Origin of the sequence: Paenibacillus sp. URB8-2 (assembly GCF_013393385.1) — a bacterium.
In the GTDB taxonomy this organism is placed as follows: Bacteria; Bacillota; Bacilli; order Paenibacillales; family Paenibacillaceae; genus Paenibacillus_AQ.
Map to the genome: position 1 here is coordinate 3,521,466 of NZ_AP023239.1, position 12,036 is coordinate 3,533,501.

Sequence of the window (12,036 nt, forward strand, 5' to 3'; positions counted from 1 at the left end):
TTCACTGATAGTATTCCCCGGCGGCTTATTGTTCTAACAGCGTAACCCGGTTTTTGCCGTTTGCCTTCGAATGATACAGAGCGTCATCCGCCAGCTTGTAAATATCCTTTTCCTTCAGACCGTCCACCTTGACTGCCGCAACTCCCACAGAGACCGTCAAGCAGCCGAAGACCGGACTCATTTCATGCCGTATCCTTAATTCTTCTATGCTTCTTCTGATCGCTTCGGCATATTCAAAAGACTGCCCCGGCGTCAGACCGGAGACGATAATGCCGAATTCCTCTCCTCCGAGCCGGAATACGAAGTCGCTCGCCCGATTGGCATGCTCTTTGATCGTAGCCCCCAGCTGGCGCAATACGTTGTCGCCCTCATAATGCCCGTACGTATCGTTATACTTTTTGTAGAAGTCAATATCAAGCATGATATAAGTCAGATACCCTTTATCCCTCTGGGCCCGGCTCACTTCTCTGTTAAAGATTGTATTGAAATACCGCCTGTTGTAAAGTCCCGTCAATTCATCGGTAATGGACAGCTTTTCGATCAACCGGATATTCTTGTTCAGTTCATCATTATTGAGTTCCAGTTCGCGGGTCCGTTCAATGACGAGTTCTTCCAGATGCTCCTTGTGCCGTCTTACCTCTTCTTCGGCCTTCGTTCTCTCGGTAATATCCTTAACCGTCCCCTGAACCGCAGGCTTGTTCAAATAATTGATCAGACTGACTTTATGAATGACATAAATCTCTTTTTTGCCGTCTTTATGCAGTAATCTCGTTTCGTACTCGCCGGGAGCGGTCTTCCCCTCAATTCTTCTCTGGTAGTAACTCAGCGCCTTATCCCTGTCTGCGGGAACGATAAATTTCTGAAAAGGCTGATCGATCATCTCCCCGATTTTATAGCCGAGCATCTGCGCCAGCGCCTCGTTGACATATTTGCATCTCTTGTCCTGAACAATGAATATACCATCCAGCATGTTGTTGACCAGCTCGCGGTACTTCTCCTCCGAACGCTCCAGATCCGAATACAGGCTTGCATTCTCAAGCGAGAATACCATTTCTCTTGATAGCAGATTGATAATCTTCATTCTCTCTTTCGTAAAGACGCCCGTAATGAGGTTGTTCTCCAGATAGATAATCGCAACCGTTTTGTTATGGTTGATCAGCGGCATGCATACGAGAGATTTGGGTCTATGCCGTAAAATATAAGCATCATTTACAAACCGGGTTTCGGAAAAAGCGTCGTTATAAATCAGAGTCTCCTTGCTCTCCTCCACATAATTGAGAATAGAATCCGGAAGATTGAGCTCGTTTGAAACTTTATGCAGCATAACCGAGATTTTATCCTCTTCCGGCTTATACTCTCCCTCTACAAGAAGCTCCTCCTTGGATCTCATAAGAATGCAGCCTCGTTGGGCTCCCGCATTTTTTATGACGATTTCCATCATCGCTTCCAGCAGATTATTCAAATCGATCTCCTTTGAAATGGCCTGGGAAGCCAAGAGAATCGAATTCAAATCAATGCTCTCGGTAGTGTCCGTTACCGATCTTCCGAGCGAGAATTCCTGTTTGTGCTTCACGATATCCGTGTACTGCTCATTAATATGCTTGATTTTCCCTTTGGCTCCCCACACGGAATAGTAATATAAGGACTGTCTGAACAGATACGAGGCAAACTCTTTGAAATTTCTATTGTTATAAAACTTGGCGGCCAGTTCATAGGTCAGCGCTTTATAACGGACGAAATTGCTCTTTTCACTTGCTTCTATGGCGAGATCGTAGTATTTACCGGCCATTTCGGCCTTTCCCGAGATTCTTGCCCATTCGGCTTTCATCAACCATTCGTGCTGCCGGAAGTTTTCCGGACAATGAATGGCCCATTTTTTGACTCTGCCGTATTCCTTGCGCATTCTTGCCTTTGCCTTCGCTTTTTCATAAGCGTTCAAGTCCTTATAGCAGTAGGCCAGGTTCAAGAATGTATACAAGGAGAACTCTTCCATAAAAGCAGAGCCTGCTAGGGTGCCGATGATTTTGTACGCCTTGTCCATATAGGCCAAAGAATCGCCGTAGCATTCATAGGTAAACAGCAGCTTCATCTTGTAGATGTAGTAGATGGCGATTCCCGAATAATACTTGGCCTCTTCAAGCTGCCGCAAATAGGCTTCTTCACTGAAAGTCTCGCTGTTGAACGTCAGAGGATCCTTCAGCTCTCCCGCAAGATTAAGATATTGCTGCCTGGAGAGTTTCGCCGTCGCAAGCGCTTCCTTGTATTTCGTATTTTCGATCATCGCAATATATCTTTCGCTGTCATGAAGATTGGTCGCAATGTCCATCGTCGGATTCCAGAGATTGATATAGAAGCAGGCATGGGCCAGATACAGCAGATCTCCCGTTCTCAGGCTGGAGTCAATTGATTTGCCGAACCAGTCATGCAGGGTGTCCCAGGGTTCATTCCATGCATGGCAGAACAGGGTATATAATACATGCGCCGCCCCTCTCCACTGCATATCATTGAATTTATCGTTGATTCTGATCCCGAGTCTCCCGAAATCAAAAGCCCCTTTAATATCGCCGAAGCCGGACAGCAAAATGGAATAACCGATAAAAGCGATGGCCGATTCCGGACAATTTCCATACTTCAGGGTCAATTCGGCTTTTTTCAGCACGATCAGGGCAAAGAGATTGGTCTCTCCCGAGATAAACGCCGGAGGGAAGATATTGATCAGCAGCCGCATAATAAGCTTGATTTGTTCGTCTTTCATTTCGGGCTTATCGAAAATCTCTTCGATCGTCAGCCCTCTCAGGCCGGCTTTAACCTTCATAAATTCCTTTAACACAGATGCTAAACCTGGTTTATCCGGTATTTGGATTCCCAACTCTTTAAGCCCTTGCTTCCCGGACTTTATCGATTCCTTCATCATGCCCAAATAGGTATAATGGTTGGCCTGCATCTCATAGACTTGGGCTGCGGCAACGTTGTCGTTGGTATATTCCAGAAGCGTCTTGCAAGCCTGGTCCGCCACCTCGACATGATGGGTCAAATATCCGCATTCGGCATACAATTTGTAAATTTCGGCGGTTTGCCGCTCTTCGTTCTCCCAGGAATTTTTCGTCAAAAGGTTAACGGCCGCATGCAGAAAAGCAAACGCTGCATCAAAGCCAAAAGTTGCCTTCGCTTTTTTCGCAGCTTTCAGATTGAGCCGGATAACCTGATTGATTTCATCCTTTTCGATGACAAAATCAATTCCCTTATTAATATGCGTTGCAATATCAACGATTTTGTCTTCAATTTCTGCAGGGGCCAGATGCGAGAGCAGCAGTCTGCCTATTTTCAAATGCAGCTTCTTGCTCGTTTCGGCATCGATCATCTGATAAAAAGCCTGCTGAATCCGGTCGTGCTGAAATCTGAAACGGATGTTGATCTGGGGAACAGCTTCTTCCTTCTCTTCAAGGATGTTCGACAGAATGGCATAATTCGTATCGGCAGGTAGGATAAGGTCTTCACCCACAGCGTTAATGAGCGATTTGGCAATAACCGGCTGCTCCATTTCACCGATCAAGGACAGCATGTTAAAATCGAACAGGTTCCCGATGGAAGCGCATAGTCTCAGAACTTTTCGGTCTTCTTCAGGCATAGTCTGCAGCTTTGTCATCAGGAACTCGACGACGTTGTCGTTAATATGCAAATCCGCAATGCGTGCAGACTCCCACTGCCATACGCCTTCCAGGTCATCGAAATATATGAAGCCGTTCTTATATAATTCCTTCAAGATTTCGTTTATAAAAAACGAGTTGCCTTTCGTTCTCGCATAGAGGATGTCCGAAAGCTCCTGAACTCTGTCCACGCCGGTATAAAGCGTATCGGCAATTAGATGCTGCACATCCCGGGAGGACAGGGAACCCAGAACGATTTTTCCCACCGTCCTGCTTTTTTCAATTTCGCTTATGGAGACAAACAGGGGATGGCCTTGAGGCATCTCGTGCTGCCTGCACGAGCATATGATGAATAATTTGGACAAATGATTGCTGAGCGCCAGCTTCTCCATGAGCTGCAAGTTGGACAAATCGGCCCACTGAACGTCATCCAGAAACAAGACCAAAGGTCTTTCATAATTGGTAATGCCCGCAACAAAGTTGACGAAAGTCATAAAGAACCGGTTCGTTTCCTCAACGGGATTCAAGTGCTCCATTTCCGGTTGAACGCCGATCAGCTTCTCCAGTTCCGGGATCAGGTTTGTAATCAGCTTCCCGTTGCCGCCCAGAGCGGTTATTAAGGATTTCGCCACTTTCTTTTTATATTCTTCTTCCGGGCTGTCAAGCAGCTGATTGATCAACTTTTTGAAAGCCTGAACGATCGCACTGTAGGGGATATTCTTGTTGTACTGATCGAACTTCCCTTCCACGAACAGCCCTTTATCCTGGCTGATATAAGGGTGAAGCTCATTGACCAGCGCGGTCTTGCCTGCGCCTGCGTCCCCGGATATCAACATGAGCTGCGGGTTGCCTCTCACGGTTGTTCGAAACGCATTCACCAGGCTGTTCAGTTCCTCTTCCCGCCCGTAGATTTTTTGCGAAATCCGGAAGATGTTCAGCTTATCCTCTTTGGCTATTTCAAAATCAGGGACTCCGGCCAGGCATTTCTTCAAATCCGCTTTGATGCCGTAGGTGCTTCTGTATCTGTCTTCCGGCGACTTTTCCATGAGCTTCATAATGACGGCGGATAAGGACTGGGACACCCTGCCCCCGGTCAGCTGATAAGGAGAGACGGCTTCCTTTGCGATAATGGAATAAATCTGCTCCAGCATATCGGCGGATTCAAAGGGCTTAACGCCGGTAACCATCTCGTACAAGACGACGCCCAGCGAGTAAAAATCCGTTCGGTAATCGACGTTCCGGTTCATCCGGCCGGTTTGTTCCGGAGAAATATACAGCAGGCTTCCTTCCAGAACGCCGCTGTTTTGGAATTCCCGCTTTTCTTTCGTCAGCTTTACCGCCAGATCGAAATCGATCACTTGTACAACGTCTTTTTCCTCGTCCCATATCAAGTTGGAAGGTTTAATGTCTTTGTGTATGACCATGTGATCATGGATGGCTCCAATAATATCGACGATCTTGATCACGAGACGCAAAAGAGTATGCTGGTCCGGCTTATCGCCTGCCATGATCCGCTTCAGGGACTTTCCCTGTATATCTTCCAGTACCATGATGAAGAAACCGTTCTGCTCTTGCAGTTTAAGGGGCTTTATCACCCCTTCAACGCTTCCGCTTAATTCCCTGAGCATCTTGTATTCCTGCTTGAACCGCATAACCTCTTCAGGTCCGGTAAATTCCGATTTCAGGACCTTCAAAATAACCGTATCCCGGGAGAGTGCGTCTCTGCATCTGTACACTGATTTTCTGTCATTGTCGGAGATCGTTTCCAGTATTAGATAATTCTCAATCGCAGTCATACCCAGTCCACCTTTTAAGCGTTATCTCCCGCAACTTCGAAATCGGCGTCAAAATTGAAAATATAAGCAGCAATCAGCCATATTATCCAGCAGTTAACTCCAAAGAACAAATATCCGAAATAACCCAAAATGGGCATTTCCGAAAAAATATGTATTTTGTCGAGATAAGGAACGGAATACTTCCAATAATTCGGATTGGTAGGCAAGGAATCATGGAACCATTCGCTTCCGAAATTCCAGAACTCCCAGAAGAATCCGTTAAACAAGGTAGCTAATGCAATCAGAATGATGGAAGACCAATCGCCATTTTTGATCGGAGTAAAAGGAGTCCAGTACCCCGTTAAGGCCATGGTAGCGGACAGGAGAGGAACAAGAGCGACCCAGAGTACCCAGAACAGCGCGTAAGGATAGTATCCCATCCCGAAAGCGAGTCCCAGCCCCAGGACATAATATATTAGAAGAAATTTAGTATTCACGGAAAATTTGGGGCCGTTCCGGTATCGGTTTCTGAACCCCTTGAATGTCTTCAGCAGCAGATACCATTCAAAAACGGCGGGCAGAACGGTGGTATAAGACAAGGAGAACCAAAATACATTCCCGAAATTCGTAAAGACTTCATTGTTCGGATAATACCAGTTCTCGATGACAAAGAAATTCAAGAACTCGAAGGCAAACCAGCTGAAGCAGGAAACGACGGCAAGAAGCTGCATGACTTTCGGTTTTTTGGAGACGATCGAGTTCCCGTGATTCCGCTTATATACGATACCGTCCAGAATCAATATAAAAGCCCACCATAGCGGGACAAACGTATAGTATTCGAAAGAGATGAAAAAATGAACGCGCGCCCACATGAAAAACCAGCTGAGTCCCAGCACCGGCAGGCTCCACCAGAACCACACGGGGAACGGTGTCTTCTTATCCGGTTCCGCTTGAGCGTCGGTATTTTTCTTAAAGCCGAAAAGTCCCGGAAAGATCAAAAACAAGGCTATGAACAACGCTACCAATGAAGCCAGGGCAAAATACAGCGCGTTGAACCCCGGGTCCGCCTCTGCAAGCTTCGCGGGGAAATCGCCGTATCCAGGCGGAAGGCCCTTCCACCTCACCACACTTCCTATGTACGGCAAAATAAAAATCAAGCTGAAAGTAATAATTAGTATAAACTTTTTTTGCCAATTTTTCATCATTCATCTCAACCTTTCCTATCGAGCCCGATACATAAGTGCTTTCATTCTCTATAACGGTATAACCGGGAATGCTGTGAATAGTTACTGCTCGAATTTTGTAGAATATGCAAAGCTTGTAGAGATATTCGATATTTCTCCGATCAATCCCTGCCTCAGAGCTGTTTCTTCCCTAGTATGTGCCTTTGGAAAGTCGACTTCATATTTTTAGATAAATCAAGGATATATCTTTATATTTTATGGTTTTTCGTAAAAACATTTACGATATTTAATGTATAATCTACAAGCCATGGACGAATCCGGAACGATCGAGGGATATACCGTCAAGATCAACCGGGCCAAGGCAGGCTACAAGCTGCTCGCGTTCGTATTGGTCGTCATCGACCGGACGGAGCAGATTCCGGCCTTTCGCGCATTCGTATCAGACTGCGCCGAGGTGCTGGAGTGCCACCATCTTGCCGGCGAATATGATTATTTGCTTAAGGTTCTCGTAGAAGACACCGGAGAGCTTGAGAAATTTTTGTCCCACACGCTGAAGAGCGTCCCGGGAGTAATCAGAAGCAATACCATGATTTCCCTGTCTTCTCTTAAAGAGAAGTGGAACAGGTGAACGGGAGGAACACATGATAGTACGGGGATTAAAATGGGGACTTCTGCTTCAGCTTGCCGTGGGTCCGGTCTGTCTGTTTATTTTTCGCGCCGCTTCACTGCAGGGCTTCGGCGCAGCCGAAGCTGGAGTCGCCGGTGTATCGCTGGCCGATGGTCTCTTTATTCTTGCCGCGCTGCGGGGCGTAGGGCTGTTAAGCACCAGCCGGAAGCCCGGCAGCACTTTGTATCTAGTAGGCGCGGGCACTCTCATCCTATTCGGCTTCGATATGATCGCCGGAATGTTCGACTTCAGCCTGCTTCCCGCCATCCCGATTGCAGAAGGCTCCGGCAGCGGCGGCATGTTCATCCGCGCCTTTCTGCTGACCGCATCCAATCCGCTGACGCTACTCTTCTGGACCGGAATCTTTTCAGCCAAAATGATAGAGCTCAAGCTGCGCAGCGGCGAGCTTCTTCAATTCGGGATCGGCTGCCTGCTTGCGACCGTCCTGTTTCTGACGGGGGTTTCGCTGCTGGGGCATTTGGCCCACCCTCTCGTCACGCCCATGACCGCAAAATGGCTGAACTTTTTGACCGGTATCCTGTTTCTTTACTTTGCCTATCGGCTGGTCGTTAAATGGATCTTCAAGCCCGCGGAGCCCACAGCATAATGCAAACTCCGGCCAGGCAGACCGCGGCGCCGATCCAATCGTACAGGTCTGGCGTTTTTTTGTCGACAAGCCACCCCCATAGCACAGCCAGCACAATGAAGACGCCGCCATAAGCTGCATAGACTCGTCCAAATCCGGGGAAATGCTGAAAAGTCGGTATGATTCCGTACACGATAAGGATGAGCGCTCCCGCTATCCCGAACCAGAGCGGCTTCGATTCCCGCAGCCACAGCCACACCAGGTAACCGCCGCCAATTTCCGCAAGTCCTGCCAAAATAAACAGCAGTATGGATATTGCCATTTGATTCCCTCCTGCTACCGGATATAACGGATGAAGCAATAATCATTTCCCACCCGATACCAGTATTCACTTCGATTTTATTTGCTTATTTCGCGCTTTTTTCAGAAAATCCTTTATAATGTCACATTTCAGCGATTTTTAGCGTTAATCCATCGCAGATATTGTCATCCGACATAAAACATTTGGTTGAAGCTTGCACCGCCTTTTGACATAATGAGTGAAATAGACAGTTTATTACGTCCGGTAAGGGCGGCATGACATGAAGACAAGGGGGAAGCATCATTGAAAGGAATCATTACTGTACTCGGTAAAGACAAAGTCGGCATTATCGCCAAGGTATGTACATATCTGGCGGACCGCAATGTGAACATTCTGGATATTTCGCAAACGATCGTCCAGGATTACTTCAATATGATGATGATTGTCGATATTTCCAAAGCGGCAAAATCCATTGAAATTCTGGTAGAGGAACTTCAGCATATTGGTGAGGAAATCGGCGTGGAAATCAAGCTGCAGCATGAGGATATTTTCAATATCATGCACCGAATTTAGGAAGCTTTAGCCGATACATTCTGACTTATCAAAGATAAATGCAAGCAGGAGGGTTACCATGATTTCACGGATGGAAGTACAAGAAACGAATAAAATGATCCACGAGATGAACCTGGATGTGCGGACCATTACCATGGGCATCAGCCTGATGGACTGCGCACATACGGATCTTCGCGTGTTTAACCAAAAGGTTTATGACAAGATTACCAAATCCGCAGAGAAGCTGGTTAAGACCGGTGAAGATCTGGAGAAACAGTTCGGCGTGCCGATTGTCAACAAACGGATTTCGGTTACCCCCATTTCCATTGCGGCGGGTTCCCTGAACACGGACAGCTATGTGCCGGTTGCGGAAATTTTGGACAAGGCGGCCAAGGAGGTCGGGGTCAACTTCATCGGCGGATTCTCCGCGCTTGTGCAGAAGGGCTGCACCACGGGTGACCGCAAGCTGATCGAGAGCATTCCCGAGGCGCTTGCCGTAACGGAAAGAGTATGCTCCTCCGTCAACGTTGGCTCGTCCCGCAGCGGTATCAACATGGACGCCGTCAAGCTGATGGGCGATATTATCCGCCAGACCGCAGAGCGTACGGCGGATCGCGACTCTATCGGCTGCGCGAAGCTCGTCGTCTTCTGCAACGCCGTTGAAGACAACCCGTTCATGGCCGGCGCCTTCCACGGCGTAGGCGAACGGGAATGCGTTATCAACGTGGGCGTCAGCGGTCCCGGCGTCGTCAAACGGGCCCTGGAAGAAGTAAAGGGCCGGGACTTCGAAACGCTGTGCGAGACAATCAAGCGGACCGCTTTTAAGGTAACCCGTGTCGGTCAGCTCGTAGCTCAAGAAGCATCGAAGCGTCTCGGCGTGCCGTTCGGCATTATCGATCTCTCCCTCGCGCCGACACCGCTGATCGGGGATTCGATCGCGGAAATCTTCCAGGTGATGGGCCTTGAAGAAGCCGGAGCGCCCGGAACGACGGCGGCGCTCGCCATCCTTAACGACAACGTCAAGAAAGGCGGCGTCATGGCCTCCTCCTATGTGGGCGGCCTAAGCGGCGCATTTATTCCCGTCAGCGAAGACCACGGCATGATCCAAGCCGTGCAGCGTGGGGCGCTGACGCTGGAGAAGCTCGAAGCGATGACCTGCGTCTGTTCGGTCGGACTCGATATGATCGCCATTCCGGGCGACACATCCAAAGAGACGATCTCCGGCATCATCGCCGACGAAGCCGCGATCGGCATGGTCAATAACAAGACGACGGCCGTACGCCTCATTCCCGTGATCGGCAAGGGAGTCGGCGAGATGGTCGAGTTCGGCGGACTGCTCGGCTATGCTCCGGTTATGCCCGTCAACTCCTTCAACTGCGCCGACTTTATCGACCGGGGCGGCCGGATTCCCGCCCCGATTCACAGTTTCAAGAACTAAAGCCGGACACCTGCTTACGGTCCGGCCAAGCGCGGCGGGCTGCCAAGTCGCCGCTGAGAAAGATCAAACGCCTCCGTTCCATCGCTGAATGCGATAGAACGGAGGCGTTTTTTTGATTTTGGACAAGTAGAACCTGCTCCGACTTTCTTTAGGAAAAGACTCTAGAATGGAGTGGAATCCACCCGCACCAGAATTTCCTGGTATGTTCATGTCCGGGCCGCTCGCGAATTCACGTTTACCCTCTGCCCTCTCCCGGTCTTTGTCGTCTCACTTCTACGCGGACCCGTTGTTTCGTGCGAACAAACCGCCAGCCTGTCAGCACAGCCGCCGCCAGACAGATCGACGCCGAAGTGATGAAGACGACATGCATGCCCGCCAGAAAAATATCGGGACGTCCCTTAATCAGGCCCGTCACACGGTGGCCCGCCATGTCGCTCATCACACCAAACAGCGTGGTGGTGGCTATCGTAATGCCGACGACCATGCCGATATTGCGCACCAGCGAATTCACGCTGCCTGCCGAGCCAAGCTGGGTGCGCGGAACCGTCGACATGACCAGAGAATTATTCGGAGACTGGAACAGCCCGCTGCCGACTCCGAGCATCGCGATCCATACTCCGACGATCGCAATCGTGCTTCCAGCATGAAGCTGGGCCAGTCCGAATTGGGCGATCACCATAACGACCAGTCCGGCAAAGGTCAGCAGCTCCGATCCGATCTTGTCTGACAAAGCGCCGCTGAGCGGTGCGATCACGACCATGGAGATCGGGAACAGCATGAGCAGGAATCCCGCCGACGAGGGAGACAAGCCAAGCATGTTCTGCGTATAGAACGGCGAAATGATGTTAAAGCAGAAGTTTGCGGCAAATACGAGAAATCCGCAGAGAATGCTGAGCGAGAACAGCGGATTCTTAAACAGATTAAGCTGCAGCAGCGGTTCGGGCTTGCGCAGCTCCACCCAGAGAAACGCCGCAAAGGCCGCCGCCGCGGCGAACAGCGACAAGATGATGCCGGGATTGCCGTAGCCGCTCTCCTGGCCGAGCAGCAGACCGGCGAACAGTGAGACGATTAAGATGGCGAACAGCAGGCTGCCGGTGCTGTCGATTCGGGCTTTAACCCGGACCAGATCCTTCGGGAGAAGCCTCCAGCCAAGGCCGATCGCAATCAGGCCGATAGGCACGTTAACCCAGAATATATATTCCCAGCCCAGATTCGCGACAATAATGCCTCCGAGACTGGGACCGGCTATGCTGCCGAGCGAGACGAAGGTGCCGATCAGACCGAGCGCCTTCCCTCTCTCGTTCGCCGGGAACAAATCCGTCACAATCCCCTGGCTGTTCGCCATGGTCATCGACGCACCTAGGGCTTGAATAACCCGTGAGACAATCAGCAACGGCAGTGTGCCGCTGAAGCCGCAGAGCAGCGAACCAACAATGAAGACCACCGTTCCGATCTTGAAAATCCGGATCTTTCCCGCGATATCGCCCAATCTACCGAAGAACAGAATGAACGAACAGATCGCCATTAAATAGCCGGTCGTGACCCATGCCACCTGGGCCATCGGCAGTCCTAATTTTCCGGACAGCACCGGAAGCGCGATGTTCACAATGCTTCCGTCCAACGTTGACATGAATGTAAACAAATTGAGGACGATCAGAATCAGCCAGCGCCGCTTCTGCACGCTTGCATCTTCCTGATAGGTCGCCTGATGTACCGAGCTCATTCTACCACCCCGTTAACCCGCACTCGCGATATTTAGTTGCACGCGCAACTATTCGACCTCCACAGTGTACTCCAATTTGGTTGCGTACGCAACTGATTTGCGGTAGAATTTTTGATAACGTATCTATACCATCACCACTGGCTGAGGCCGGTATACATCGCGC

Annotated in this window: 8 protein-coding genes; 4 read left to right on the forward strand and 4 right to left on the reverse strand. The window is 49.6% G+C overall.

From position 1 onward, the window contains the following. Positions 1-25 precede the first annotated feature (25 nt). Both PUR_RS16205 and PUR_RS16210 read right to left on the reverse strand, forming a co-directional pair. Complete coding sequence (locus tag PUR_RS16205) at positions 26-5,443, reverse strand: diguanylate cyclase (RefSeq protein ID WP_179036136.1); 5,418 nt, start codon at positions 5,441-5,443, stop codon at positions 26-28. Positions 5,444-5,457: 14 nt separating this feature from the next. Beyond that, positions 5,458-6,627, reverse strand: coding sequence for a small-conductance mechanosensitive channel (locus PUR_RS16210; RefSeq protein WP_232101535.1), 1,170 nt, complete (start codon positions 6,625-6,627; stop codon positions 5,458-5,460). Positions 6,628-6,895: 268 nt separating this feature from the next. Between PUR_RS16210 and PUR_RS16215 the strand changes: the two genes are divergently transcribed. Together PUR_RS16215 and PUR_RS16220 are read left to right on the forward strand one after the other, a co-directional pair. Then, the gene (locus PUR_RS16215; protein ID WP_179036138.1) at positions 6,896-7,234 is read left to right on the forward strand and encodes an Lrp/AsnC family transcriptional regulator; all 339 of its coding nucleotides are present in this window, start codon (positions 6,896-6,898) and stop codon (positions 7,232-7,234) included. 13 nt (positions 7,235-7,247) lie between these two features. Beyond that, entirely contained in the window at positions 7,248-7,880 is a 633-nt protein-coding gene (locus tag PUR_RS16220) for a LysE family translocator (RefSeq protein ID WP_179036139.1), read from the forward strand. Here PUR_RS16220 and PUR_RS16225 read toward each other — a convergent pair. Then, positions 7,855-8,181, reverse strand: a complete 327-nt coding sequence (locus PUR_RS16225) for a YnfA family protein (protein ID WP_179036140.1) — start codon at positions 8,179-8,181, stop codon at positions 7,855-7,857. The two genes, PUR_RS16220 and PUR_RS16225, sit on opposite strands and share 26 nt — an antisense overlap. A 282-nt stretch (positions 8,182-8,463) precedes the next feature. Between PUR_RS16225 and PUR_RS16230 the strand changes: the two genes are divergently transcribed. Beyond that, positions 8,464-8,733 carry an ACT domain-containing protein gene (locus tag PUR_RS16230; protein WP_179036141.1) on the forward strand — a complete coding sequence of 90 codons (270 nt, stop codon included), beginning with the start codon at positions 8,464-8,466 and terminating at the stop codon, positions 8,731-8,733. 58 nt (positions 8,734-8,791) lie between these two features. Then, positions 8,792-10,150: a PFL family protein gene (locus PUR_RS16235; protein ID WP_179036142.1), complete on the forward strand. Its 1,359-nt coding sequence runs from the start codon at positions 8,792-8,794 to the stop codon at positions 10,148-10,150. A 235-nt stretch (positions 10,151-10,385) separates the two neighbouring features. Here the strand turns inward: PUR_RS16235 and PUR_RS16240 are convergent, their stop codons facing one another. Continuing rightward, positions 10,386-11,873: an MFS transporter gene (locus PUR_RS16240; protein WP_179036143.1), complete on the reverse strand. Its 1,488-nt coding sequence runs from the start codon at positions 11,871-11,873 to the stop codon at positions 10,386-10,388. Positions 11,874-12,036: the final 163 nt, after the last annotated feature.